The 26,788-nt window shown below is 33.7% G+C and carries 22 protein-coding genes and 1 riboswitch; of the genes, 20 read left to right on the top strand and 2 right to left on the bottom strand.

Annotated elements, in window-relative coordinates; all coding sequences use genetic code 11:
- Positions 1-159: 159 nt before the first annotated feature.
- The 11 genes from Q0739_RS04290 to argH all read left to right on the top strand — a co-directional run bounded on the left by Q0739_RS04290 (position 160) and on the right by argH (position 11,810).
- Positions 160-774, top strand: coding sequence for a GNAT family N-acetyltransferase (locus Q0739_RS04290; RefSeq protein WP_298237471.1), 615 nt, complete (start codon positions 160-162; stop codon positions 772-774).
- 36 nt (positions 775-810) lie between these two features.
- On the top strand, positions 811-1,986 hold the full coding sequence (locus tag Q0739_RS04285) for an argininosuccinate synthase domain-containing protein (RefSeq protein ID WP_298237470.1): 1,176 nt from the start codon (positions 811-813) through the stop codon (positions 1,984-1,986).
- Between the two features lie 180 nt (positions 1,987-2,166).
- A complete protein-coding gene (argC, locus tag Q0739_RS04280) occupies positions 2,167-3,150 on the top strand; it encodes an N-acetyl-gamma-glutamyl-phosphate reductase (RefSeq protein ID WP_298237469.1) in 984 nt (327 codons plus the stop codon).
- Between the two features lie 217 nt (positions 3,151-3,367).
- A complete protein-coding gene (gene proC, locus Q0739_RS04275) occupies positions 3,368-4,162 on the top strand; it encodes a pyrroline-5-carboxylate reductase (protein WP_298237468.1) in 795 nt (264 codons plus the stop codon).
- A gap of 2 nt (positions 4,163-4,164) precedes the next feature.
- Entirely contained in the window at positions 4,165-5,292 is a 1,128-nt protein-coding gene (locus Q0739_RS04270) for an aminotransferase class III-fold pyridoxal phosphate-dependent enzyme (RefSeq protein WP_298237467.1), read from the top strand.
- A gap of 102 nt (positions 5,293-5,394) precedes the next feature.
- Positions 5,395-6,588, top strand: coding sequence for a glutamate-5-semialdehyde dehydrogenase (locus tag Q0739_RS04265; protein ID WP_298237466.1), 1,194 nt, complete (start codon positions 5,395-5,397; stop codon positions 6,586-6,588).
- A 50-nt stretch (positions 6,589-6,638) separates the two neighbouring features.
- Positions 6,639-7,400, top strand: coding sequence for a glutamate 5-kinase (gene proB / locus Q0739_RS04260; protein ID WP_298237465.1), 762 nt, complete (start codon positions 6,639-6,641; stop codon positions 7,398-7,400).
- A 105-nt stretch (positions 7,401-7,505) separates the two neighbouring features.
- Positions 7,506-8,450 carry an N-acetylornithine carbamoyltransferase gene (locus Q0739_RS04255; protein WP_298237464.1) on the top strand — a complete coding sequence of 315 codons (945 nt, stop codon included), beginning with the start codon at positions 7,506-7,508 and terminating at the stop codon, positions 8,448-8,450.
- 52 nt (positions 8,451-8,502) lie between these two features.
- A complete protein-coding gene (argB, locus tag Q0739_RS04250; protein ID WP_298237463.1) occupies positions 8,503-9,279 on the top strand; it encodes an acetylglutamate kinase in 777 nt (258 codons plus the stop codon).
- Complete coding sequence (locus Q0739_RS04245; RefSeq protein WP_298237462.1) at positions 9,280-10,347, top strand: M20 family metallo-hydrolase; 1,068 nt, start codon at positions 9,280-9,282, stop codon at positions 10,345-10,347.
- A 188-nt stretch (positions 10,348-10,535) separates the two neighbouring features.
- Complete coding sequence (argH, locus tag Q0739_RS04240; protein WP_298237461.1) at positions 10,536-11,810, top strand: argininosuccinate lyase; 1,275 nt, start codon at positions 10,536-10,538, stop codon at positions 11,808-11,810.
- 520 nt (positions 11,811-12,330) lie between these two features.
- Here argH and leuB read toward each other — a convergent pair.
- Together leuB and Q0739_RS04230 are read right to left on the bottom strand one after the other, a co-directional pair.
- Positions 12,331-13,449, bottom strand: coding sequence for a 3-isopropylmalate dehydrogenase (gene leuB / locus Q0739_RS04235; RefSeq protein WP_298237460.1), 1,119 nt, complete (start codon positions 13,447-13,449; stop codon positions 12,331-12,333).
- A 71-nt stretch (positions 13,450-13,520) separates the two neighbouring features.
- Complete coding sequence (locus Q0739_RS04230) at positions 13,521-14,696, bottom strand: 2-isopropylmalate synthase (protein ID WP_298237459.1); 1,176 nt, start codon at positions 14,694-14,696, stop codon at positions 13,521-13,523.
- Positions 14,697-14,845: 149 nt separating this feature from the next.
- Here Q0739_RS04230 and Q0739_RS04225 point away from each other — a divergent pair, with 149 nt between their 5' ends.
- The 9 genes from Q0739_RS04225 to Q0739_RS04185 all read left to right on the top strand — a co-directional run bounded on the left by Q0739_RS04225 (position 14,846) and on the right by Q0739_RS04185 (position 26,707).
- Complete coding sequence (locus Q0739_RS04225) at positions 14,846-16,396, top strand: hypothetical protein (RefSeq protein WP_298237458.1); 1,551 nt, start codon at positions 14,846-14,848, stop codon at positions 16,394-16,396.
- Between the two features lie 77 nt (positions 16,397-16,473).
- A riboswitch (SAM riboswitch) is annotated at positions 16,474-16,574 on the top strand.
- Positions 16,575-16,668: 94 nt separating this feature from the next.
- The gene (locus Q0739_RS04220; protein WP_298237457.1) at positions 16,669-17,943 is read left to right on the top strand and encodes an O-acetylhomoserine aminocarboxypropyltransferase/cysteine synthase family protein; all 1,275 of its coding nucleotides are present in this window, start codon (positions 16,669-16,671) and stop codon (positions 17,941-17,943) included.
- A gap of 225 nt (positions 17,944-18,168) precedes the next feature.
- Positions 18,169-21,570: a bifunctional aspartate kinase/homoserine dehydrogenase I gene (thrA, locus tag Q0739_RS04215; protein WP_298237456.1), complete on the top strand. Its 3,402-nt coding sequence runs from the start codon at positions 18,169-18,171 to the stop codon at positions 21,568-21,570.
- A gap of 94 nt (positions 21,571-21,664) precedes the next feature.
- Complete coding sequence (locus Q0739_RS04210) at positions 21,665-22,831, top strand: aminotransferase class I/II-fold pyridoxal phosphate-dependent enzyme (protein ID WP_298237455.1); 1,167 nt, start codon at positions 21,665-21,667, stop codon at positions 22,829-22,831.
- Positions 22,832-22,843: 12 nt separating this feature from the next.
- Entirely contained in the window at positions 22,844-23,263 is a 420-nt protein-coding gene (locus tag Q0739_RS04205; RefSeq protein WP_298237454.1) for an Rrf2 family transcriptional regulator, read from the top strand.
- A 161-nt stretch (positions 23,264-23,424) separates the two neighbouring features.
- Complete coding sequence (locus Q0739_RS04200; protein WP_298237453.1) at positions 23,425-23,682, top strand: DUF2061 domain-containing protein; 258 nt, start codon at positions 23,425-23,427, stop codon at positions 23,680-23,682.
- Positions 23,683-23,694: 12 nt separating this feature from the next.
- Positions 23,695-24,315, top strand: coding sequence for a phosphoadenosine phosphosulfate reductase family protein (locus Q0739_RS04195; protein ID WP_298237452.1), 621 nt, complete (start codon positions 23,695-23,697; stop codon positions 24,313-24,315).
- Positions 24,316-24,387: 72 nt separating this feature from the next.
- Positions 24,388-25,293: a sulfate adenylyltransferase subunit CysD gene (gene cysD / locus Q0739_RS04190; protein ID WP_298237451.1), complete on the top strand. Its 906-nt coding sequence runs from the start codon at positions 24,388-24,390 to the stop codon at positions 25,291-25,293.
- A gap of 166 nt (positions 25,294-25,459) precedes the next feature.
- Positions 25,460-26,707 carry a GTP-binding protein gene (locus Q0739_RS04185; RefSeq protein ID WP_298237450.1) on the top strand — a complete coding sequence of 416 codons (1,248 nt, stop codon included), beginning with the start codon at positions 25,460-25,462 and terminating at the stop codon, positions 26,705-26,707.
- Positions 26,708-26,788: the final 81 nt, after the last annotated feature.

The following is a 26,788-nucleotide window of genomic DNA, read 5'->3' as shown; positions in this document are numbered from 1 at the left end:
TTACAAAATAAAGTTAATTCATCAATTAACAACAGTTCTATTATGCGTCGTCGTTTTCCTCGTCGCCCGTAAGGGTATGTCTAAATTTTATTGAACTAGGTGAGTCCAGTTCAGCATTCAAAAAAAAATCAAAACAATTATATTTATTAAATTAGGAAAATGAAGGTTGTAATAGCCGATAAATCACATATTAAATACGCAGAAGCTATCTGCGATACCATTGCATCTTCTGCACAGGTACGTGGTACTGGTATTGCTAGACGTACACCTGAATATGTTGCTTCAAAAATGGAAAATGGTAACGCTGTTATAGCTTTAGATAATGGTAAGTTTGCTGGATTTTGCTATATAGAAAAATGGGGTCATGGTAAATTTGTAGCCAATTCAGGATTAATTGTGCATCCAGATTATAGAGGTAAAGGTTTAGCGAAAAAAATAAAGCTTAAAGTTTTTGAGCATTCTAGAAATAAATTCCCAAATGCGAAAGTGTTTAGTATTACCACAGGGCCTGCTGTAATGAAAATGAATAGCGATTTAGGGTATAAACCAGTTCCGTTTTCAGAATTAACAGACGACCAAACCTTTTGGGATGGCTGTCAAACTTGTAAAAATTATGATGTTTTGACACGCACTAACAGAAAAATGTGTTTGTGTACAGGAATGCTATACGACCCAAATGCAAAGAAAGAAAAGATAAAACCTATAAAGGAAAAGACTTTTAAAAGATTAAAGAAAATTAAAGAAGCATTGTTTCTAAAAAAAGATAAAAAATAAATTATCGCTTTCGCGGAAATGAAAAAATAATAAAAAATGAAAAAATTAGTAATTGCTTACAGTGGCGGACTTGATACATCGTATTGTGCAGTAAGTTTGTCAAAGGAATATGAAGTTCATGCGGTAAGTGTAAATACAGGTGGATTTACAAATGATGAAATAAAACATATAGAAAGTAACGCTTATAAAATGGGGGTTACTACCTATAAAAATATTGATGCGGTAGCAACGTTTTACCAAAAAGTAGTGAAGTATTTAATATTTGGAAACGTATTAAAAAACAGTACATACCCACTTTCTGTAAGTGCAGAACGTATTATACAAGCTATTGAAATTATAGAATACGCTAAAAGTATTGATGCAGAATATATTGCCCACGGTAGTACTGGTGCTGGAAACGACCAAGTGCGTTTTGATATGATTTTTCAAACATTGGCATCAAATATTGAGATTATTACGCCAATAAGAGACCAAAAATTAACAAGACAGGAAGAAATTGATTATTTAAAATCTGAAGGGATTGATATGCCTTGGGAAAAATCGAAATACTCTGTTAATAAAGGCCTTTGGGGAACTAGCGTTGGTGGTGTTGAAACGTTAGAGTCTGAAAAGCCTTTACCAAGTGAAGCGTATCCGTCTCAATTAGAAAAAGAAGGTGAAGAAAAAGTGACATTAACTTTTAAAAATGGTGAATTTGTTGCGCTAAACGGTGAAGAACAAGCACCTGAAGTTAATATTGAAAAGTTAAATGACATCGCTTCTGCTTATGCTATTGGTAGGGATATTCATGTTGGAGATACCATTGTAGGTACTAAAGGGCGCGTTGGTTTTGAAGCTGCGGCGGCTCTAATTACTGTAAAAGCACATCATTTGTTAGAGAAACATACTTTAACAAAATGGCAATTACAACACAAAGAATATTTGTCTAGTTTCTATGGGATGCATTTACATGAAGGGCAGTATTTAGATCCTGTAATGCGTGATACTGAAGCTTTTTTACAAAGTTCTCAAAAAATGGTTTCTGGTGATGTTGTGGTATCTTTAAAACCGTATCATTTTTCTTTAGATGGCATTGTATCAGAACATGATTTAATGTCTAGTAAGTTTAGTACTTATGGTGAAGAAAATAAAGCGTGGACTGCCGATGATGCTAAAGGATTTATTAAGATAATTGGAAATCAAAATAAAATTTATAGACAAGTAAACTCTTAGTTGTTTTGAGACCTGCGAGGTTTTAAAAACCTTGTAGGTCTGGAAACTTTAGTAAGTAGATAAAAATGAAAACATTTTAGTCATATTTCGACAGAGGAGAAATCACATAATTTAAGCAGCGCTATATTATGAGATATCTCAATCGAACCTCATTTCGATATGACATTAATTGAATAAAAGATGGGAAAAATAAAAGTTGGAATTATTGGAGGTGCAGGTTATACCGCTGGAGAGTTAATTAGATTATTAATTAATCATCCTGAAACTGAAATTGATTTTGTGTTTAGCACATCCAATGCGGGTAATACTATTAGTAAAGTACATCAAGATTTAGTAGGGTCGTTAAATTTGAAATTTACAGATACCGTAAATCCAGATGTAGATGTTTTGTTTTTATGTTTGGGTCATGGGAATTCGGTTAAGTTTTTATCTGCTAATTCGTTTTCGGATACTACAAAAATTATCGATTTAGGAAACGATTTTAGATTGGAAGCCGATAAGGTTTTTGAGGATAAAACGTTTGTTTATGGTTTGCCAGAGTTAAATAAGGAAGCCATTGTTAGTGCCAAATATATTGCGAATCCTGGGTGTTTTGCTACGGCAATCCAATTGGGGTTATTACCATTGGCAGATGCAGGTTTAATAAACAAAGATGTGCATATTAATGCAGTTACTGGTGCTACAGGAGCAGGAACATCATTATCTGCAACGACGCATTATACGTGGCGAGATAATAACTTTTCGTATTATAAACCGTTTACGCATCAGCATTTAGGGGAAATCAATCAATCGGTTAATCAATTGCAAAGTGGTTTTTCTTCTGAAATTATTTTTATGCCAAATAGAGGTAATTTTTCTAGAGGGATTTTTGCTACGATTTATACCGATTTTGAAGGAACAGTTGAAGATGCCAAAGCCATTTATAAATCGTTTTATAAGGATGCTAAATTTACATTTGTATCGGACGATTTTTTACACATGAAACAGGTAGTAAACACCAATAAGTGTTTGGTACATTTACATAAACACAATGGTAAATTATTAATTACAAGCACGATTGATAATTTATTGAAAGGAGCTTCTGGACAAGCGATTCAGAATATGAATTTAATGTTTGGTTTGGAAGAAACCATAGGGTTAGGATTGAAGGCAACGTATTTTTAGCCCCACTATTCTTCCCCTAATAGGAGGAATGGATTATTGTTAGACCTGTTAGGTTTTTAAAACCTGACAGGTCTGTAAAAAGTTTGAGTAAGCACATAACAGTGGTGCGTTAGCGATTGTAGTGGATAGCCCACAGCGAGGCACGAGCGAGGACTTGGAACGTAAAGCGCGACCCCTTGTGGGTAACGCCCAAAAAATAAATAAAAAGAGTTTTATTATGAAAATAGCCATTATTGGAACTGGGAATTTAGGGAGTTCGATTGCAAAAGGACTTATTGGTAATGAATCGTTTACGTCGTTGTATTTGAGTGATAGAAATACGAAGGCGGTGAAACGTTTTGAAACGGTGGATAATGTTTCGATTACGAGTGATAATGAATTGGCGGTGGAGCAATCGGATATTGTGATTTTTGCTTTACAACCCAAGCATATTGATGGTGTTTTGGAAAGTGTAAAATCTAAGGTGACTGATAATCATATTATCATGTCGGTTGCGGCAGGTGTGGATACTGTTAGGATTGAGAATATTTTAGGTGCCGATAAAAATATTATTAGAGTGATGCCAAATACGGCGATTTCGATTGGGAAATCTATGACGTGTATTGCGGCAAATAAAACGGGACAAGATAAAGTGCCATTGGCTGAGGCGATTTTTAATCAGCTAGGAACGACTATGGTGATTCCTGAGGATTTGGTGCAAGCGGCTACGGTAATTTGTGCTAGTGGTATTGCTTTTTGGATGCGCCTTGTGCGTGCGACTACTCAAGGGGCTATTCAGTTGGGTTTTGAGGCTGAAGAAGCGCATGAACTGGCAGTACAAACCTGTTTTGGTTCGGCGAGTTTATTGATAGAATCTGGAAGACATCCAGAGCAAGAAATTGATAGGGTAACTACGCCAAGTGGTTGTACTATTGAAGGTTTAAACGAAATGGAACACCAAGGATTGAGTTCGGCTTTAATTCAAGGTATTGTGGCTTCGTTTGAAAAAATTAATCAATTAAAAAAGAGTTAAAAATGCCATTATTTGACGTTTATCCATTATATAATGTAACCCCAGTTTCGGGGAAAGGTATTCATGTTTATGATGACAAGGGTACCGAATATTTAGACCTTTACGGGGGGCATGCTGTAATTTCTATTGGGCATGCACATCCTAATTATGTGAAGGCAATTACAAACCAAGTTGAAACTTTAGGGTTTTATTCTAACGCGATTCAGAATCCGTTACAAAAGCAATTGGCTGATAAGTTAGAAGATTTATCGGAGTGTAAAGACTACGAGTTGTTTTTATGTAATTCTGGCGCTGAAGCCAACGAAAATGCTTTAAAATTAGCATCATTTAAAACAGGAAAGAAACGTGTTGTTGCTTTTAGTAATGGGTTTCATGGGCGTACATCGGCAGCTGTAGCAGCCACCGATAACAAAAATATTATAGCACCCATTAATGCGCAACAGGCAGTTACAATTTTACCGTTAAATGATATTGAAGGGGTTAAAACAGAACTTGAAAAAGGAGATGTTTGCGCTGTTATCGTGGAGTTTATTCAAGGTGTTGGCGGTTTAGATCAAGGGTCTGCTGAGTTTTTTGAAGCAGTTGATAAGCTGTGTAAAGCAAATAATACCATGTTCATCGCTGATGAAATTCAGTGTGGTTATGCGCGTTCGGGTAAATTCTTTGCGTTTCAGCATTGCAAGGTTACGCCAGATATTATTTCTTTGGCAAAAGGCATGGGGAATGGGTTTCCTATTGGAGGGGTTTTGATTCACCCAAGTATTGAGTCTAAATACGGGATGTTAGGAACCACTTTTGGTGGTAACCATTTAGCTTGTGCTGCTGGTTTAGCGGTTTTAAACACGATTGAAGAGGAGAGCCTTCTTGAAAACACAAATGCGATGTCTGAGTATTTCTTTGCTGTGGCGAAAACCATTCCGCAGATAAAAGAAGTTAAAGGTAGGGGCTTAATGCTAGGTTTAGAATTCGATTTTGAAGTGGGCGATTTACGCAAAGATTTAATTTACAACTATCATATGTTTACAGGAGGTGCAGCGAATAAAAAGCTGTTAAGAATATTACCACCTTTGAATATTGAAAAACAACATATAGACCAATTTTTTGAAGCTTTGAAGAAGGCTTTGAAATAATAAAAACAAGTCGTTTAGTTATTTCGACGAAAGGAGAAATCGCATAATTAGCTTAGAAGAGTAGCTAAACTGAAGACTGTTAACTGAAGACTAAAAAAAACTATGAACACATTATTATCTATAGAAACTAGAAACGCCGTTTTATTAAAAATGGCTGTGCTTTTAGAACAAGAACGTCAAGCATTAATTGCTATCAATAAATTAGATTTAGACGCATATAATGGCGATGATATTTCGATGTTTGATCGTTTAAAAGTTGATGATTCTAAAGTTGATGAAATGATTAAAGCGGTAACACATTTAGCATCTCAAGAAGATCCTGTTGGTGTAGAACGTTTTAGTTTTAAGCATGATAATGGGATGCAGGTTTATAACAAAACCGCATCGTTTGGTACAGTATTAATTATTTACGAATCTAGACCAGATGTTACGGTTGAAGCTGCAGGTATTGCTTTTAAATCGGGGAATAAAATATTATTAAAAGGCGGTAAAGAATCGTTGCGTTCTAACTTAAAAATTGTGGAGCTTTGGCACCAAGCGTTGAAAGAAGATGATGCATCAACGGATTGGGTAGAGTATTTACAATTTAATAGAACAGAAACACAGGCCTTTTTAGAAAAACCAACACAAAAGGTAGATTTAATTGTACCTCGTGGCGGAGAAAGATTAATTGCTTTTGTGAAAGAACACGCTACGTGCCCGGTGATAATTAGTGGTCGTGGTAACAACTTTGTGTACGTTCATAAAGAAGCTGATTTAGATATTGCTGTTGATGTGATTATGAACGGAAAATCAAAAATATCGGCTTGTAATGCGGTAGATAAGGTGTTGATTGATGAAAACCTTCCAAATAAAGAAGCTTTTGTGAAATCTTTAATTTCGAAATTAAAAGCATTTAAAATTGAAGTTTTAGGAGATAAAACCATTTCAAAGGATAATGCACTTGAAGCGATTACATCTGATGATATTTGGTACGAAGAGTTCTTAGATTATAAAATTCTAATTGGAGAAATAGGGTCTAATCAAGAGACTATTGCGATGATTAATAAGTACTCGGGGGGGCATTCTTCATCTATAATAACCAGTAATGAAGCCGAAGCGAAATTATTTATGGAAAATGTAGATACTGCTGCTGTGTATCATAATGCATCTACACGTTTTACAGATGGTGGACAATTAGGATTAGGAGGCGAATTAGCTATTAGTACTGATAAATTACACCAACGCGGACCAATTGGTTTACAGCATTTGGTAACAAATAAATGGTATGTTCATGGCAACGGACAAATACGTTAAATATACACTCTATAATGAGCATTTTAAATAAGCTGGAGAGGTTTTAAATAATGAAGAAAAAACGCATATTATTAAAAGTAGGTTCTAATACCTTAACTAAAGAAACGGATAATATTTCTAGAGGTAAGATTGAAGATATGGCGAGTCAGATTGCAAAACTTCAAGATACTTATGAGTTTATAATTGTGAGTTCTGGAGCTATTGCGATTGCTAAACAGTTTGTGAAATTGGAAAGCAAACAAAAAGAAGTTTTTGTAAAACAAGCTTTGGCTTCTATTGGTCAACCGCATTTAATACGCATATATCAAGAGATTTTTAGGGAGTATGGCTTATTGACATCTCAATGTTTATTATCGTATTCAGATTTTGAAAAGGAAGAAAGTAGAACAAATATTAAGAATACCATTAAAGTCTTAGTAAACAATAGTTATATCCCGATTATCAATGAAAATGATACGGTTGCCACTGATGAAATTAAGTTTGGAGATAATGATAAGTTAGCAGCTTTAACCAGTTCACTTTTAGATGTTGATTTGTGTGTGATTGCAACTAATACAAACGGTATTTATACCAAAGCGTCCTTGGAGAATGGTGAGCCAGAGACTATTAAAGTTGTTGAGGATTTAGAAGCTTTAAAAGCACAAGTTGTCAATTCTAAATCGTCACATGGTAGTGGAGGTATGAAATCGAAGATTGAAGCAGCAGCAGTAACTAAAGATGCTAATATTGAAACATGGATAGTAAACGGTTTGGAAGATAATTTCTTAATTAATGCTTTAGAAGATAAAGTCGCGTTTACTAAAATAAAATAAGTTACCTGCAAGGTTTTAAAAACCTTGTAGGCTTTATAAATTAACCGAGTTGAGACCTGATTAGGTTTTTAAAACCTGACAGGTCTGGAAAATTAGATAATAAAAATGAAACATTACACGTCCATAAACGACATTGACGATATCAATTCTTGGATAGAAGAAGCAAAAAATCTAAAAGCAAATCCGTTAAAGGATATTGAATTAGGAAAAGACAAAACCTTAGGTTTGTTATTCTTTAATTCTAGTTTGCGTACCCGTTTAAGCACGCAAAAAGCAGCTTTAAATTTAGGAATGAATCCTATTGTAATGAATGTTTCTGGTGATGCTTGGGGTATTGAGTTTGGAGATGGCACGGTAATGAACGGGAATACTGCTGAACATATTAAAGAAGCAGCAGCAGTAGTCTCTCAGTATTGTGATATTATAGCGGTAAGAGCATTTCCAACATTAACGGATAAAGTTAAGGATGAGAGTGAGCAGGTTATGAATGCGTTTAAAAAATATGCATCCGTACCTATTGTAAATATGGAAAGTGCTACAGGACATCCGTTACAAGGTTTAACTGATGCACTTACTATTTCAGAACATGCCAAAGTCGAAAAACCAAAAGTAGTATTAAGTTGGGCGCCACATGTAAAAGCATTACCACATGCTGTAGCAAATAGTTTTATACAAGCCATGCAAAAAATGGATGTGGAATTTGTGGTGGCTAATCCTGAGGGTTATGATTTAAATCCTGAAATTACAGGCGATACAAAAATTTATCACAATCAAAGTGAAGCGTTTAAAGATGCGGATTTTGTTTATACCAAAAACTGGAGTTCTTATGAAGATTACGGAAAAGTGAATAACACCGACCCGAATTGGATGATTACTAAAGACAAAATTGGAGAAGCTAAATTCATGCATTGTTTACCAGTAAGACGAAATGTAGTTGTTGAAGATGCCGTTTTAGATACCAATAGTTCGTTGGTTATTGAGCAAGCAAATAACAGAACCTATGCAGCGCAATTGGTGCTTAAAAAAATATTGAAAAATATAGATAACTAGTAGTTAGACCTGTCAGGTTTTTAAAACCTGACAGGTCTAAAATAGAAACTAAATGGAAAAATTAAGTATCGTAAAAATAGGCGGAAACATCATTGAAGATGACACATCTTTAAATGCATTCCTAAAATTATTTTCTAATTTAGAAGGCAAGAAAATTTTAGTACATGGCGGCGGAAAACGAGCAACGTACGTAGCTTCCAAATTAGGTATAGAATCTAAAATGATAGATGGGCGACGCATTACCGATGCCGATACTTTAGAAGTTATTACTATGGTTTATGGTGGTTTGGTAAACAAAAATATGGTTGCAAAATTACAAGCTTTAAATACCAATGCCATTGGTTTAACAGGAGCAGATGTTAATAGCATCAAATCTGATAAAAGACCAGTAAAAGAAATCGATTTTGGATTTGTAGGAGATGTAAAAAACGTAGCTTATAATGCAATCGATAAATTAATTCAAGCTGATTTTACGCCAGTATTTTGTGCGATTACCCATGATGGAAACGGACAATTATTAAACACCAATGCAGATACTATTGCATCACAAGTTGCTGTTGGTATGAGCGCATTGTATGAAACCTCAATTTACTACTGTTTTGAATTGAATGGTGTTTTAGAAGATATTAACGATAAAAACTCGGTAGTAAAACATATCAACGCTAATACCTATCAGGAGTTGTTAGATAAGGGCATTATTGCAGACGGTATGTTGCCAAAGTTAGAGAATTGTTTTGATGCTCTACGTGGTGGTGTGACTACTATAAACATGGGGAACACCTCCATGTTAACTCAAGAAAACGATAATTTCACAAAAATAACCTTGTAAATGGGACTAGAGAAATTAACAACGAATGCTATTGCGCTTTTAAAGAAGTTGATTGAGACCCAATCATTTTCTTCAGAAGAAGCACCAACAGCAGTACATATTGAGGATTGGTTTACGCGTTATAATATCGATTTTAAACGCACAAAAAACAATGTTTGGGCAGTTAATAAATATTTTGAAGAAGGCAAACCCACTTTGTTGTTGAATTCACATCACGACACGGTAAAACCAAATTCAGCCTACACCAAGGACCCATTTAAAGCCATTGTTGAAGATGGGAAATTATATGGCTTAGGAAGCAACGATGCAGGAGGGTGTTTGGTGTCTTTAATCGCAACCTTTACCCATTATTACAATCACGAAAATTTAAAATATAATTTAGTTATTGTCGCTTCCGCGGAAGAAGAAAGCAGTGGTCCAAACGGGCTAAATAGTATGTTGCCTATTATTCCAAAGATTGATGTCGCTATTGTTGGAGAACCAACCTTGATGAATTTGGCGGTTGCCGAAAAAGGCTTAGTAGTTTTTGATGCAGTCATAGATGGTACACCAAGTCATGCTGCACACCCGAACGATAATAATGCAATTTACAATACAATTGAAGCTTTACAATGGTTTAAGGATTTTAAATTTGAAAAAGGGTCTGAAGCTTTAGGAGATGTTAAGTTAACCGTTACACAGATTAATGCAGGAAATCAGCATAATGTAGTGCCTGGTCATGTCGATTTGGTAATCGATGTTCGTGTAAATGACGCTTATAGTAATACTGAAATTGCTGAAGTTTTACAAGAAAACGCTCCAGTAACCAGTATTACACCACGTAGTCTAAGATTAAATTCATCATCCATTCCAATGGATCATGATTTAGTAAAAGCAGGTCTTGCAATGGGAAGAACAAGTTATGGATCCCCAACATTATCAGACCAAGCAGTATTATCTTGTCCGAGTTTGAAATTAGGACCTGGAGATAGTACACGTTCGCATTCGGCAGATGAATATATTTATGTAAATGAAATAGAAGAAGGCATAGAAATTTATGTGGAGTTGTTGAATCGGGTTATAGTTTAACAGTTCTGTCATTCCTAGTAAGGTAGGAGTGCAAAAAGAAAATAAGATTAATAAAATAGACCTGTCAGGTTTTTAAAACCTGACAGGTCTGGGGAAATAAAAACTCTTAGAAGGTTTTTAAAACCTTGTAGGTATAAAATAAAACTAATTAAAAATGAAAGTAGAGATTTCTGCTTTCGCAGAAATTTATGAAACTCTGGGACAAAGGCATATCAATAGATAAAAAAATAGAACAATTTACTGTTGGCAACGATAGAGAAATTGATATTCATATTGCAAAATACGATGTTATTGCATCAAGAGCGCATGCAAAAATGCTTCAAAAAATCGGGATTATTTCTGTTGAAGAATTAGTCGATTTATTAAGCGGATTAAAAGTTTTAGAAGAACAAATTGAAAACGGAACATTCGTTATTGATGCCCAATTTGAAGATGTGCATTCTAAAATAGAATTCGAATTAACTAAAAGTCTTGGTGAGGTTGGAAAAAAGATTCACACCGCACGTTCTAGAAACGACCAAGTTTTAGTGGCTTGCCATTTATATTATAAAGAGAACTTAGGTCTTGTAAAAGACAAGACAAGAACACTTTTTAACACGCTTTTAGATTTAGCAGACACCTATAAAGATAAAGTTTTGCCAGGATATACACACTTACAAGTGGCTATGCCATCGTCATTCGGATTGTGGTTTTCAGCTTATGCAGAACTTATGATTGACGATGTTTATATGCTAGACGCCGCCATTAAAACGGTAGATCAAAACCCATTAGGTTCTGCTGCTGGTTACGGAAGTTCATTTCCAATAGACAGAGAATTAACCACCAAAGAAATGGATTTTGCAACCTTAAAATATAATGTGGTTGCGGCACAAATGGGGCGTGGAAAAAACGAACGTACCATTGCTGCTGCTTTAGGAGGTTTAGCAAATACTTTAGCACGTTTTGCTATGGATACATGTTTGTATATGAGTCAGAATTTTGGATTTATTTCTTTTCCAGATGAGCTAACTACTGGTAGTAGTATTATGCCACATAAAAAGAATCCAGATGTGTTTGAACTTATTCGAGGGAAGTGTAATAAAATACAAGCCTTACAGCATGAAATGGTTTTAATTACTAACAATTTGCCTAGTGGTTATCACAGAGATTTTCAATTGCTGAAAGAAAACATGATTGCTGCTTTTGAAGAGTTAAAAGACATCTTAGATATTTTTAATTTTTCAATTCAACAAATTATTGTGAAGGATGTCGATATTCATGATGATAAATATAAATATCTATTTACTGTAGATAATATAAACACATTAGTTGTAGAAGGACAATCGTTTAGAGAAGCCTACCAAAAAATTGGCGGACAAGTACAGGATGGTACTTATGTTCCAGATACCTCTAAAAAACATACCCATGTTGGGAGTATTCATAATTTGAGTTTAGATAAGATTAAGGAGAAGTTTCCTAAATAACGTGAGTTCGACATAAATTTCATCAAATAAATTGCATTTATAATTCTGAAAAATAGTGTTTTGTCATATCGACAGAGCGAAGAATGAGCGACGAGATATCTCAATTTAATGAGATTCCTCCTCGATTGCTCCGCAATATACTTTCAATCAAAACATGTTTTGATTTCAGTAGCGTTCGGAATGACACAATTTTATTACTAAAATATTTAAAACATTGTAAATCAATGTTTAGTATGTCGAACTCACGTTAAATAGCAATTTAGATGACTTTATCTAGACATTAAGCGAATCTAAAATTTCACATTAGGGGTTATAATAAAAATCTTTTTAGTGAGGGACGAGTAAAAAAATTGTAATGTAAAACCCGACCAACTGTCTTGAGTGAAGTAGAAGGGTATAGTAACCTGCCTACTGGCAGGTAGACGTTCAAATTTAAAAACATTAAAAAAGCACATCGGTTAAAATGCGCTTTTACTGGACTCCAAAAAGTTTAGTTTATTTGGTGACTAACTCAAAATAATTAAATAATCGTGGACTGTCCTAAATGTATATTTGTAAAATTTAAATTTGTTTCTTCTGGGTTATTTATATAATCTTCAATAAAATCGCCCACTTTACTGGTTGAAATATTATCGTATTTCGTATTTAAATCTGGTGTTGTAATTTGAAGTTTCAACGATTTGTCTACTGCCTTTCTAATAAGTGATGCTTCATCATCTAATCCAAAATGGTCTAATAACATCGCTGCCGATAAAATGGAAGCAATTGGGTTTGCAATGCCTTTGTTGGCTGCTTTAGTATAGGCACCGTGAATAGGTTCGAACATGGCATATTTATCGCCATGTGATGCTGATGCTAGTAATCCAATAGAGCCTACAATTACGCTTGCTTCTTCTGATAGGATATCGCCAAACATGTTTTCGGTTAAAATAACATCAAACTGCCTTGGGTTGATTATAAGTTCCATGGCGGCATTATCAATATACATGTAATGTAATTTTACATTAGGATATTGTGGTGCTATTTCTTGAATTATTCTGCGCCAAAGCCTAGAGCTTTCTAAAACATTGGCTTTATCTACTAAAGTTAGTTTGCGTTTTCTTGTTTGAGCTGCTTTAAAGGCTAAATGGGCAATTCGTTCTATTTCAAGCCTACTATATTCACAAGTATCGGAAGCTGTATTACCATCTTCACTAAGAGTTCTTTTTCCAAAATAAATACCTCCAGTAAGTTCTCTGTAAATAAGTATGTTGGTATCTTTTATCTGCTTTTTCTTTAAAGATGATTTGTTTAAAATATCTTCATAAGCAATTACAGGACGAATATTAGCGTATAAACCAAGTTCTTTGCGAAGTCCTAAAAGCCCTTGTTCTGGACGAACCTTTGCATTGGGATCAATATCGTATTTGGTATTGCCAATAGCGCCAAATAAAACGGCGTCTGCTTTTTTACATGTGTTTATAGTTTCTTGAGGTAAAGGCTTCCCTGTTTTATCGATAGCAGATGCACCAACCAAAGCTGTATTGAAAGTAAATACATGGTCAAACTCCATAGCAATAGCTTTTAACACCTTTACAGCTTGAGCTATAACTTCTGGACCAATACCATCACCTGGTAAAACGGCAATATTTAATTTCATCACTTTAACTTTTTGTCATTCCCAGCTTTCTACTACCACTCAAGATAAACTGGGGAGAGAATCTAATTTTATTAACTAGAAATAATTTCGTTATATACTTTGCTGTTTTCTATTATTTGATGAATGTCTGAATCGTCAACTTCTTTCTTTTTATCTGCAAAATCTAAGAAGTTAATATAGATTTCGTCTAGTTGAAGTTTTGTTAATTCATACCCAACATTTTTTGCTCTATAGGCTAATGCAGCTCTACCACTACGTGCTGTTAATACAATTGCCGATTCGGTTACACCTACATCTTTAGGGTCTATTATCTCGTATGTTTCACGGTTTTTAATCACACCATCTTGATGAATACCAGAACTATGAGCAAAAGCGTTTGCACCAACAATTGCTTTATTAGGTTGTGTGTAAATACCCATGCTATCGGACACTAATTGGCTTATGCCATAAAGCATTTCGGTTTGAATACTCGTATCTAAGTTTAAGTAAGGATGTTGTTTTAAAATCATAACAACTTCTTCAAGAGCCGTATTACCAGCGCGTTCTCCAATACCATTTATAGTACATTCAATTTGTCTTGCACCGTTAATAACGCCTTCAATGGAGTTGGCTGTTGCCAAACCTAAATCGTTATGGCAATGGCAAGAAATAATAGCCTTTTCTATGCCTTTTACATTTTCTTTTAGGTATTTAATTTTAGCGCCATACTCACTTGGTAAACAATACCCAGTAGTGTCAGGGATATTTAAGACCGTAGCTCCAGCTTTAATAACCGCCTCACATACACGTGCTAAATATTCGTTGTCTGTTCTGCCAGCATCTTCGGCGTAAAATTCAATATCTTCAACAAAAGATTTAGCATAACTTACTGCTTTAACAGCACGTTCAATAATAGCTTCTTGAGTTGATTTGAATTTATGTTTTATATGCGATTCAGATGTGCCAATACCAGTATGAATTCTTGGTATTTTAGCATATTTTAAAGCCTCAGCAGCAACTTTTATGTCGTTTTCAACAGAACGAGTTAAACCACAAACAGTTGCATTTTTTACAATTTTTGAAATTTCTTCAACCGATTTAAAATCACCTGGGCTAGAAACAGGAAAACCAGCTTCTATTATATTAACGCCTAAACTATCAAGCTGTTCTGCTATTACTAATTTTTGCTCTGTGTTAAGTTTACAACCAGGAACTTGCTCACCATCGCGAAGCGTTGTATCGAAAATTTGTACGTTACTATTAGACATTTATTAAAATATATTTTCGTATTCTTATACGAATGTATATTTTGGTTTGATAAATGACGTTGCTTCAATAATCCTTTTTACGATGTTTAACCTGTTTAATTTTTGTTTAATCAATTGAATGTCAATTTTTTAATAGAGATTTTGTGACTATGACAAGAGAGCAAAAAGATAATTTATTTGTACTAGTTAAATCGCTTTCTAAATCGGAAAAAAGACAGTTTAAGCTGTATGTTGGCCGGTTGGGAGTAAATGAAGACTCAAAATTCTTATTACTTTTTAATATTCTCGATAAACTAAAAGTTTACGATGAAGCGATTATTTTAAAGAAAGGTATTGTTAAAAAACAACAATTATCTAATTTAAAAGCACACCTCTATAAACAGATTCTTATAAGCTTGCGTCTTAATCCGTCTCATCAAAACATTCGAATTCAAATTCGTGAGCAACTAGATTTTGCGACTATTCTTTATCATAAAGGGCTTTACAAACAGAGTTTAAAAATATTAGATAAAGCCAAAAATTTAGCAGTTGCAAATGAAGAGAAAAATGTTGCCTATGAAATTGTTGAGCTTGAAAAAGTAATAGAGTCCCAATACATTACAAGGAGTATTAGTAATCGAGCCGATGAATTAACTATTCAAGCCAAAGAGCTTAGTTTACAAAATGTATTGGCAAGTAAACTATCGAACTTATCTCTACAGTTATACGGTTTATTTTTAAAAACGGGTTATGTAAAAAACGATGAAGAGCATCAAGTTATTACTAATTATTTCAATGATAGATTACCCAAATACGATATTAATAAATTAGGATTTCGAGAAAAACTTTGGCTTTACAAATCTTATTTATGGTATAGTTTTTTAACTGTAGATTTTTTATCCTGTTATAAGTACGCATCAAAGTGGGTAGATTTATTCTATAAGAATAAGAACATGATAATTTTAAATCCTGTCTTTTTCTTAAGAGGAAATCATTATTTGTTAGAAGCGTTATTTTACTTACGTCAGTATGAAAAATTTCAAGAGACACTTAAGAATTTAGAAGAAGTAACCAGAGAAAAGTGGTTTCCATTAGACGATAATAATGATAGTTTAGCTTTTTTATATATCTACAATAATAAATTCAATTTACATTTTATTGAAGGTAGCTTTAAGGAAGGTTTACCATTGATTGATGAAGTTTTAGAGCAGCTAAAAGATTTTAAAAATAGGATAGATGAGCACCATATTATGGTGTTTTATTATAAAATGGCAAGTATGTATTTTGGTGCTGGAGAAACTAAAAAGTGTATTTTTTATCTTGATAAAATTATAAGTAATAAATCGCTTCAAATGCGAGAGGATTTACTCTGCTTTTCTAGAATATTAAATCTTGTAGCACATTATGAAGCTGGATTAGATTATAATTTGGATGTGTTAATAAGAAGCACATATAAGTTTTTAATTAAAATGGAAGATTTATATGAGGTTCAAAAAGAGTTTATTAAGTTTTTAAGAGGATTGGGAGATATTTATCCACATGAAGTAAAAGGTGAATTTGTTAAACTGCACAAGAAGTTAAAAGAGTTTGAGAATGACCCATATCAAAGTCGTGCGTTCTTATATCTAGATATTATTTCATGGTTAGAATCGAAAATTGAGAATAAGCCTATAGGGCAGATAATTAGAAGAAAATTCAAAGAAGATTTGATTAAAAAATGAAAATAGTCACAAAAAAATTTGGATATTAACTTTTTCTAACTGAATATTTGTATTCACAAGTTCAATAACTTATTGAGATGTTATCAAGAAAGGCGGAGGGATTAGACCCGTTGAAGCCTTAGCAACCCTTTACCAGTAAAGAAGGTGCTAAATTCTACCCATAACGGATAGATAACTTAACAAAATTACTTTCTGTAATTTTAAATTTCTTTTTAACATTTTTCTATAAAGGCATATTTGGCTTGATTTATTAATAAATTAATTTTAGAAAAATGAGCACACCAAAATTAGCAACAAATGCACTACATGCAGGACATGATGTTACAACTACATTAGGAACTAGAGCAGTACCAATTTATCAAACAACATCTTATGTTTTTAACAATTCAGATCATGCAGCAAATTTATTTTCTTTACAAGAATTAGGTTTTATATATACACGTTTAAATAACCCAACAAATCAAATTTTACAAGATCGTTTGGCGGCAGTTGAAGGCGGTATTGGAGCTGTTGTTTTTGCATCTGGTACATCTGCTATTTCTACAGGATTATTAACATTATTAAAAGCCGGTGACCATATAGTAGCCTCTAGTAGTTTGTATGGCGGAACGTATAACCTTTTAAAAGTTACGTTGCCAAGATTTGGTATTACAACTACATTTGTAGATGCTGATAATCCTGATAATTTTGCAGCAGCAGTTCAAGATAATACGAGAGCGTTTTTTGTAGAATCTTTGGGTAACCCAAAATTAGATGTATTAGATTTAGAAGCCATTTCTGTTCATTCAAATGCTGCAGGTGTACCCTTTATTGTTGATAATACAGTAGCTACTCCAGCATTATTAAATCCTTTAAACCATGGAGCTAATATTGTTATTCATTCTTTAACAAAATATATTGGCGGTCAAGGAACTTCTATAGGAGGTGCTATTATAGATGGAGGAACTTTTAACTGGGCAAATGGAAAATTTCCAGAGTTTACAGAGCCATCTGCTGGTTATCACGGCTTAGTGTATCATGAAGCTTTGGGTGCAGCAGCTTATACATTTAAATTGATTTTAGAAGGATTACGTGATTTAGGAGGTGCCTTAAGTCCAACTAATGCATTTAATATTATCCAAGGTTTAGAAACTTTACCTGTTAGAATAAAGCAACATTCTGAAAATGCTTTGAATTTAGCTAAATGGTTAGAACAACAAGATGAAGTTGCATGGGTTAATTATCCAGGATTAGAAAGTAGTAAATACAAAGCCTTAGCAGATAAATATCTGCCTAATGGCCAAAGTGGGATTGTTACTTTTGGAGCTAAAAAAGGATTTGATGCTGCGAAAACAATAGCAGACGAAACTAAATTATTTTCATTATTAGCTAATATTGGAGATACAAAATCTCTTATTATTCACCCTGCAAGCACAACACACCAACAATTAAATGAAACTGAGCAAGAATCAGCAGGTGTTTCGGCAGATTTAATTCGTTTGTCTGTTGGTATTGAAGATATAGAAGATTTAAAAGCAGATTTAAAAGCAGCTTTTGCAAAGATATAATGAACTGGCTGAGACCTGTTAGGTTTTAAAAAACCCGACAGGTTTATAACAAAAAAGGAAGTCCTTTGTTACATATAACGGCATTGGCAAATATGCCCGCGTTAGGGATTGAAGTGGAAAGCCCACAGCCCGACGTAGGAGGTGCGAGGACTTGTAGCCTTTCGACTCCGCTCAGGATAAACTCAAGCCCGACCCTTGTGATAACGCCCAAATAAAAAATAAACATTGAAACACGAATTGCAACATATTATTATAAAGAATTACACAACTGAAAAAGGTGCGCTTTACCCTGAGATAAAGTTAAGTTATCAAGTTTTTGGTAGAGCTTTAGGTACGGCACCAACAGTTTTAGTAAATCATGCACTAACTGGTAATAGTAATGTTGCAGGTAAAACAGGTTGGTGGAAAGATTTAATAGGTACTGATAAGGTTATTGATACCAATCTATATTCTGTTTTAGCATTTAACATACCTGGAAATGGCTACGATAGCTTTGTAATTGATAATTATAAAGATTTTGTGGCTCGAGATATGGCTAGAATTTTTTTATTAGGACTTCATAAATTAAAAATATCGAAGCTTTTTGCTACTATAGGTGGATCATTAGGAGGTGGTATTGCATGGGAGATGGCTGTTTTGCAACCAGATTTTACTGAGCATTTAATAGTTGTTGCTACCGATTGGAAATCTACCGATTGGCTTATTGCAAATTGTCAAATTCAAGAACAATTTCTATTAAATTCTAAAAATCCAGTTCATGATGCTAGAATGCACGCCATGCTTTGTTATCGTACACCAGAATCTTTTAAAGAGCGCTTTCAGCGTTCAAAAAATAAGGATTCAGAAATTTTTAATGTAGAAAGTTGGTTATTGCATCATGGTAAAAAATTGCAAGAGCGCTTTCAATTATCAGCCTATAAATTAATGAATCAGTTGTTGAAAACAATTGATGTTACTAAAAATAGGAAAGCAGACCTAAATGTTTTAGAAAATATTGAAGCCAACATACATATTATTGGTGTTGATTCTGACTTGTTTTTTACTGCCGAAGAAAATAAGCAAACACACAAACAATTGGCGGTAACACATGCCAATGTTACGTACAACGAAATTAATTCGGTTCATGGTCACGATGCGTTTTTAATGGAGTATGAGCAATTAGAAAAAATTGTTGAAGGCATTTTTGTGCCAGATTCTAAAAAGAAAAAAATGAAAGTATTAAAGTTTGGGGGGAAATCTTTAGCAAATGGTGATGGATTGAATAAAGTACTTTCCATTATTGAAAATAAAGTACATAACGGCGAAAAAATAGCGGTTGTTGTTTCTGCAAGAGGAAGTGCTACAGACGATTTGGAAACTATTTTAAATAAAACGCTTCAAGGAAAAGAGTATAAAGAAGCCTTAGAAAATTTTAAACAGTATCAAAAAGAGCCTTTAAAGAGTATTGATTTTTCGCAAGAATTTTCAATTTTAAATAAGCTTTTTGAAGGGGTTAGTTTATTGCGAGATTGCAGTCAAAAAACAAAAGATGAAATTTTAGCTCAAGGCGAATTGTTGTCTATTAAATTAGTGTCAAGTTTACTCAATAAAAAAGGAATAAAAGCAAATGCAACAGACACTAGACAATTAATTAAAACGGATGATAATTTTGGTAATGCACAACCTGTTTCACATTTAACTAAGGATAATGTTAAGAATTACTTTAAGAATAATAATAGCGACACTGTTAATATTATAGCTGGATTTATTGCTTCTAATTCTAAAAACGAAACGACAACTTTAGGAAGAAACGGGAGTAATTATACAGCCGCATTAATAGCAAATTATTTAGATGCCGAAGAGTTGCAAAACTATACGCATGTAAATGGTATTTATACTGCCAATCCAGATTTAGTTGAGGATGCACAGAAAATAAGAGAATTATCGTTTGGTGAAGCTAATGAACTAGCCAACTTTGGAACAACGGTTTTACATGCTAAAACAATTATTCCATTAGTTGAAAAAAATATTAATCTGCGTATTCTTAACACCTTTAATTCTGATGATGAAGGCACCCTAATTACAGCAAAACCAAGCTCAAAAGAAGTAACATCGCTATCTGTTTTAGACAATGTTGCATTACTTAATTTAGAGGGACGTGGTTTACTAGGCAAAATTGGTGTCGATGCAAGGATATTTAAAGCTTTAAGCGACAGAGATATTAGCGTGAGTATTATTTCTCAAGGCTCTTCTGAGCGTGGGATAGGTTTAATTATAGATGCTGAAAAAGCAACTCAAGCTGTTATAGCTTTAGAACGCGAATTCGAAAATGATTTTTATGCACAAGACGTAAATAAAATAGAGGTAGTTGATGATGTTTCGGTTATTTCAATTATTGGTATAGAATTGAGTTCTTTTCATAAACCATTTAATGCGCTAATAAAAAATCAAATTACACCATTGCTATTTAATAATACAGTAACTGGTAGAAATGTGAGTTTAGTTGTTAAAAAGCGTCAATTACATAAAGCCATGAATGTAATTCATGGTGAAGTTTTTGGAATTTCAAAAAAAATAAACATTGCCATTTTTGGCCATGGAGGAGTGGGTGGCGCTTTAATAAATCAGATTTTAAAGTCGAAAGATGATATTGAAAAACGTAAAGGCATTAATTTGAATGTTTTTGCCATTGCTAATTCAAGAAAATTATTCTTAAATAAAAATGGTGTTGATGCAAATTGGGAAAAAGCAATTAATGAAACAACTACAGAAAGCTCCATTGAAGATATCATCACTTTTGCAAAAACATATCATTTAGAAAATTTAATAGCAGTAGATAATACAGCAAGTTCCGAGTTCTTTAATAATTATATTCCTTTGGTAGAAGCAGGTTTCGATTTAGTATCATCAAATAAGATTGCTAATACAATTTCACATGAATTTTACAAGGAATTGCGAGTCCAATTAAGTGAGCATAATAAACAGTACTTATACGAAACTACAGTGGGTGCGGGGTTGCCATTAATTGATACCATTAAACTTTTACATGAATCTGGAGAAAACATTACAAGAATACGCGGTGTTTTTTCAGGGACTTTAAGTTATTTATTCAATAATTTTTCAATTCAAGATAAGCCGTTTAGCGAAATCATTCAAGAAACTATAGATAAAGGGTTTACAGAGCCAGATCCAAGAGAGGATTTTTCAGGAAATGATGTGGCAAGAAAGCTATTAATTCTAGCAAGAGAGTTAGATTTGCAAAATGAATTTGAAGATGTTTCTGTATTAAATTTAATACCAGAAGCGTATCGAGATATTTCAGTTGAATCCTTTTTATCACAATTGAATGTGTTGGATAATCAATATCAAAAGATAAAGGACAATCAAAAAGAAGGTCATGTATTACGATATGTTGGTGATTTGTCTGGTGATTTATCTCAAGATAAAGGAAATCTGGAGGTGAAACTAGTGTCAATTCCTGAAGATAGTACTTTAGGACATGTTAAAGGCTCTGATGCCATTTTTGAAATATTTACAGAGTCCTATGGCGAGCAACCTATTGTTATTCAAGGAGCAGGAGCAGGAGCAGAAGTAACAGCAAGAGGTGTTTTTGGTGATATTTTGAGATTGTCTAAACATATAAATTAAGAAGATTTGCATTCCTGAAAAGGCGAGAATCTATGTTAAATAAAAGTCAGACCTGTGAGGTTTTTAAAACCTAATAGGTCTCAAAGTAGTCAAAATGAAAGAAAAGCAATTCGAAACAGAAGCTATTCGTACCCAATTAGAGCGTACAGAATTTTTAGAGCATACAAGTCCGTTATATTTAACGTCCAGTTTTGTATTTGAAGATGCAGAGGATATGCGAGCTTCGTTTAGTGAGGAAAAGCAACGTAATATATACAGTCGTTTTACAAACCCAAACACCTCAGAGTTTGTTGACAAAGTATGTAAAATGGAAGGTGCTGAAGATGGGTATGCCTTTGCAACTGGAATGGCAGCAATTTTCTCAACATTTGCGGCACTTTTAGATAGTGGAGATCATATTGTTTCTGCACGTTCGGTATTTGGTTCAACTCATACAATGTTTATCAAGTATTTACCTAAATGGAATATCGCAACAAGTTATTTTAATATCAATGAGCCAGAAACGATTGAAAGTTTTATTACACCCAATACTAAAATTTTATATGCTGAATCTCCCACAAATCCAGGTATCGATATAATAGATTTAGAACTGTTGGGTAACATTGCTAAAAGACACAACTTAATTTTAATAATAGATAACTGTTTTGCAACGCCGTATATACAACAACCTATAAAATATGGCGCCCATTTAGTAATTCATTCTGCTACAAAGTTAATGGATGGTCAAGGTCGCGTATTAGGAGGTGTTACCGTTGGAAATGCCGACTTGATAAGAGAAATTTATTTATTCGCTAGAAATACAGGGCCAGCTTTGTCTCCTTTTAATGCATGGACTTTATCAAAAAGTTTAGAAACCCTTTCAATTAGAGTAGATAGACATTGCGAAAATGCTGTAAGAGTAGCTGAGTTTCTAGAGAGTCACCCTAAAGTTAATTGGGTAAAATATCCGTTTTTAAAATCACATCCGCAGTATGATATTGCTAAAAAACAGATGAAGCTTGGGGGTAACATCGTTGCTTTTGAAGTTAAAGGAGGTATTGATTCGGGGCGTAGTTTTTTAAATAATATTAAAATGTGTTCATTATCTGCTAATTTGGGAGATACTAGAACCATAGTAACACACCCAGCAAGTACAACCCACAGTAGTTTGGCAGAAGAAGATAGATTGGTAGTGAATATTACAGATGGCTTAGTAAGAATATCTGTCGGATTAGAGCATGTAGACGATATTATTGCCGATTTGAAGCAAGCTTTAAATTAGTATATTAGCCACATGCTATCCAAAAAAACAAAATACGGGTTAAAAGCGCTTACTTTTATCGCAACACGAGAAAGCGATTTACCTGTTCAAGTAAGCGTCATTGCCAAAAGTGAGCAAATTCCACAAAAGTTTTTAGAAAGTATTTTACTTACCTTAAGAAAATCTGGAATTTTAGGTTCAAAAAAAGGAAAACATGGAGGTTATTATCTACGAATGGAACCTTTAGATATTAAAATGACAGATGTTATGCGTGTCCTTGAAGGGCCTATTGCTATGGTACCATGCGTAAGTTTAAACTATTACGAAAAATGCGACGATTGTCCAGATGAACATAAATGTAGCGTTCATAAATTGATGATAGAAGTTCGAGATAGTACACTTAAAGTCTTTAGAAATACTACTTTAGCCGATTTATCCAATACTAATGGATAAAGATTTCTCATATTATTGTCGATTTTAAAAGAATTTTACGCAGTTAATCCTTAAAATTTTCCATTATTCTAAAAAGTTGTAAAAACTCTTTTTTGTGTAATAAAATGTTTTACATTTGTAATTCCTATTAAATTGATAGGATTAATATAAAATAATGACAAATGATTGCACAAATGTTATTAAAAAGTAAAGAAAAGACCACTTACAGTGAGGACTCTACTGATGAGAAACCAATAAGAAGTATTGCTAAAGCTCTTAGCTGGAGGGTTGTTGGTACTTTAGATACCTTGTTAGTTTCTTATATATTAACAGGGAGAATATCACTTGCAGCGTCTATAGCCTCGGTGGATTTTGTTACAAAATTAATTTTGTACTTTTTTCATGAGCGTATTTGGAATGCGGTAAAATGGGGAAAATAAATAGATAGAATAATGTTTACAGAGAATCAAATAGAAGAATTAAATAAAAGTTTTGAAAATGCAACGCCTGCTGAAATTATTCAGAAGGCTTTTGAGCTTAATAATAAAGCAGTGGTTACAACAAACTTTAGACCTTATGAGGCAGCAATCCTTCATGCGGTTAGTCACGTTGAATCAAAAATTCCTGTGGTTTGGTGTGATACGGGTTATAATACACCGCAAACATATAAGCATGCAGAACAAGTAATTAAAGATTTAAACTTGAATGTTCATTTATATGTGCCAAAACAAACGGCTTCACATAGAGATGTGGTTATGGGCATTCCGAGTGTGGACGACCCTAAACACGCTTTATTTACAGAGCAAGTAAAATTAGAGCCTTTTAAAAGAGCGATGGAAGCGCATAAACCAAACGTATGGTTTACAAACTTGCGTCAAGGGCAAACAGCGTTTAGAAACAGTATTGGTATTTTTAGTTTAAGTAAAGATGGTGTTTTAAAAGTGAGCCCGTTTTACTATTGGTCAGATGAAAAATTAGACACCTATTTAGAAGAAAATAACCTGCCAAACGAATTCAAATATTTCGATCCAACTAAAGCTTTGGCTAACCGCGAATGTGGTTTGCATGCTTAAAAAAACCAACCAACCAAACTAAATAAGACATTAAAAATAATATTTCCGCGAAAGCGAAATTAAAATAAGAATATGAAGAAAGATACATCGCATATTAACTCGCTAGAAAATGAAGCGATATATATCATGAGAGAAGTAGCAGCACAGTTTGAAAAACCGGTGTTGTTATTTTCAGGAGGAAAGGATTCAATTACTTTGGTAAGATTAGCGGTTAAAGCATTCTATCCAGCAAAAGTACCTTTTCCTTTAATGCATATAGATACAGGACATAATTTTCCAGAAACTATTGAATTTAGAGACCGTTTGGTTAAAGAATTAGGGCTAGAGTTAATTGTAAGAAACGTACAAGATTCTATCGATCAAGGAAAAGTAAAAGAAGAATCAGGGCGTTATGCTAGTAGAAATATGCTACAAACAACCACGCTTTTAGATGCTTTAGAAGAATTCAAATTTGATGCGGCTATTGGTGGTGCACGTCGTGATGAGGAAAAAGCACGAGCAAAGGAACGTATATTTTCAGTTCGCGATGATTTTGGACAATGGGATGAGAAAAATCAAAGACCAGAATTGTTCGATATGTTGAATGGTGAGATTGATTTGGGGCAAAACGTTCGTGTATTCCCAATTTCAAACTGGACAGAATTAGATGTTTGGTCTTACATAGAAAGAGAAAACATTGAAATTCCATCTATTTATTTTGCACACAAACGTAAAGTGTTTTTAAGAGACGGTATGATTTGGTCTGCTGAGGATGGTGTGGTTTATAGAGATGAAGATGAAGAAGTAATTGAAGAAATGGTGCGTTTTAGAACTGTAGGCGATATGAGTTGTACAGCAGCTGTTTTGTCTGATGCGGTTTCAATATCAAAAGTAGTAGAAGAAATTAGAGATTCTACAATTTCTGAACGTGGCGCAAGAATCGATGATAAACGTTCTGAAGCAGCCATGGAAAAACGTAAACAACAAGGGTATTTTTAAACCCCTAATCCCCGAAGGGGAATTAGCAAGTTTGCATACAAAAAGGATTAAGCTATCCTGCAAGGTTTTAAAAACCTTGTAGGTATTACAAAATAACAACAACAATATTCTTACTTCGCCCGAGTAAGAATTCCTCCTTCATGGGGAGGTTAGGAGAGGCTTTACTATGGAAGTATTAAAAATAGCAACAGCAGGAAGTGTAGATGATGGAAAAAGTACGTTGATAGGACGTATTCTTTACGATACAAAATCATTAACTACAGATAAATTAGAAGCCATTGAAAAAACAAGTAAACAACGTGGTTACGATTACTTAGATTTTTCATTAGCAACCGATGGTTTAGTTGCCGAAAGAGAACAAGGTATTACTATTGATGTCGCACATATTTACTTTTCAACTAAAAAGAAAAGCTACATTATTGCTGATACACCTGGACATGTTGAATATACAAGAAACATGGTAACAGGAGCTTCTACATCACAAGCATCCATCATTTTAATTGATGCGAGAAAAGGGGTTATTGAGCAAACAAATCGTCATTTCTTCATCAATAATTTATTGAGAATTAAGGATGTTGTGGTTGCTATAAACAAAATGGATTTGGTTGATTACTCTGAAGACGTTTACAATAAAATTAAAGCTGATTTTTCTGAATTGATGAGTAAAAGAGATTATCAAGACCAAAAAATTACATTCATTCCAGTAAGTGCTTTAAAAGGGGATAATGTTGTAAATAAATCTGATGTGATGCCTTGGTATAAAGGTGAAGCGTTATTAGAGCATTTAGAACAATTAGATAAGGCTGATATTTTTAATGTAGGTACACCACGTTTCCCTGTGCAATATGTAATTCGTCCAAAAACGGAAGAGTTTCACGATTATAGAGGATACGCAGGAAAAGTATATGGAGGCGATTTAAGTGTAGGGGATGATATTATTGTATTGCCATCAAAAACACGCTCGAAGATTAAGGATATTTATTTCTATGATGAGAAGTATGAAACGGCTTCAAGACGTTCATCGGTAACCATTACTTTAGAAAATGATATTAATGTAAGTCGTGGCGATATGATTGTTAAAGAAAACGATTTACCAACTATTGATAAACAATTTACTGCTAATGTATGTTGGATGGATTCAGATGAGTTAAATCCTGGAGGGAAATATATCGTTCAACATGGTATTAATAAAGTATTAGCGAAAGTTGATAGAATCAATCATAAAATCAATCCAGATTATTCAGGGTTTGAAAAAGATGTCACTGGTTTGGGGATTAATGATATTGCTTCGGTAACCTTCAAATTAAACAAACCTATTTTTTACGACCAGTTTAAAAATCATAGAACTAATGGGTCTTTTATATTAATAGATCCACGGTCAAATAATACGGTTGGAGCCGGATTTATCCAGTAAGCCCTCTAACCCCCGAAAGGGGAATTAGCTAGTTTGTGGTTTAGTAATCCTGCGAGTTTTTTAAAACCTTATAGGTATAAT

The organism is uncultured Algibacter sp. (assembly GCF_947487605.1).
GTDB lineage: Bacteria > Bacteroidota > Bacteroidia > Flavobacteriales > Flavobacteriaceae > Algibacter_D.
The sequence above is the reverse complement of the archived record's forward strand: the minus strand, read 5'-3'. Positions and strand labels throughout refer to the sequence as shown.

What these genes read in the sequence shown, in the direction of transcription:
- Q0739_RS04290 (WP_298237471.1), top strand. Translation starts at nt 160, where the DNA reads ATGAAGGTTGTAATAGCCGATAAATCACATATTAAATACGCAGAAGCT.
- Q0739_RS04285 (WP_298237470.1), top strand. Translation starts at nt 811, where the DNA reads ATGAAAAAATTAGTAATTGCTTACAGTGGCGGACTTGATACATCGTAT.
- argC (WP_298237469.1), top strand. Translation starts at nt 2,167, where the DNA reads ATGGGAAAAATAAAAGTTGGAATTATTGGAGGTGCAGGTTATACCGCT.
- proC (WP_298237468.1), top strand. Translation starts at nt 3,368, where the DNA reads ATGAAAATAGCCATTATTGGAACTGGGAATTTAGGGAGTTCGATTGCA.
- Q0739_RS04270 (WP_298237467.1), top strand. Translation starts at nt 4,165, where the DNA reads ATGCCATTATTTGACGTTTATCCATTATATAATGTAACCCCAGTTTCG.
- Q0739_RS04265 (WP_298237466.1), top strand. Translation starts at nt 5,395, where the DNA reads ATGAACACATTATTATCTATAGAAACTAGAAACGCCGTTTTATTAAAA.
- proB (WP_298237465.1), top strand. Translation starts at nt 6,639, where the DNA reads ATGAAGAAAAAACGCATATTATTAAAAGTAGGTTCTAATACCTTAACT.
- Q0739_RS04255 (WP_298237464.1), top strand. Translation starts at nt 7,506, where the DNA reads ATGAAACATTACACGTCCATAAACGACATTGACGATATCAATTCTTGG.
- argB (WP_298237463.1), top strand. Translation starts at nt 8,503, where the DNA reads ATGGAAAAATTAAGTATCGTAAAAATAGGCGGAAACATCATTGAAGAT.
- Q0739_RS04245 (WP_298237462.1), top strand. Translation starts at nt 9,280, where the DNA reads ATGGGACTAGAGAAATTAACAACGAATGCTATTGCGCTTTTAAAGAAG.
- argH (WP_298237461.1), top strand. Translation starts at nt 10,536, where the DNA reads ATGAAACTCTGGGACAAAGGCATATCAATAGATAAAAAAATAGAACAA.
- leuB (WP_298237460.1), bottom strand. Translation starts at nt 13,449, where the DNA reads ATGAAATTAAATATTGCCGTTTTACCAGGTGATGGTATTGGTCCAGAA.
- Q0739_RS04230 (WP_298237459.1), bottom strand. Translation starts at nt 14,696, where the DNA reads ATGTCTAATAGTAACGTACAAATTTTCGATACAACGCTTCGCGATGGT.
- Q0739_RS04225 (WP_298237458.1), top strand. Translation starts at nt 14,846, where the DNA reads ATGACAAGAGAGCAAAAAGATAATTTATTTGTACTAGTTAAATCGCTT.
- Q0739_RS04220 (WP_298237457.1), top strand. Translation starts at nt 16,669, where the DNA reads ATGAGCACACCAAAATTAGCAACAAATGCACTACATGCAGGACATGAT.
- Q0739_RS04210 (WP_298237455.1), top strand. Translation starts at nt 21,665, where the DNA reads ATGAAAGAAAAGCAATTCGAAACAGAAGCTATTCGTACCCAATTAGAG.
- Q0739_RS04205 (WP_298237454.1), top strand. Translation starts at nt 22,844, where the DNA reads ATGCTATCCAAAAAAACAAAATACGGGTTAAAAGCGCTTACTTTTATC.
- Q0739_RS04200 (WP_298237453.1), top strand. Translation starts at nt 23,425, where the DNA reads ATGATTGCACAAATGTTATTAAAAAGTAAAGAAAAGACCACTTACAGT.
- Q0739_RS04195 (WP_298237452.1), top strand. Translation starts at nt 23,695, where the DNA reads ATGTTTACAGAGAATCAAATAGAAGAATTAAATAAAAGTTTTGAAAAT.
- cysD (WP_298237451.1), top strand. Translation starts at nt 24,388, where the DNA reads ATGAAGAAAGATACATCGCATATTAACTCGCTAGAAAATGAAGCGATA.
- Q0739_RS04185 (WP_298237450.1), top strand. Translation starts at nt 25,460, where the DNA reads ATGGAAGTATTAAAAATAGCAACAGCAGGAAGTGTAGATGATGGAAAA.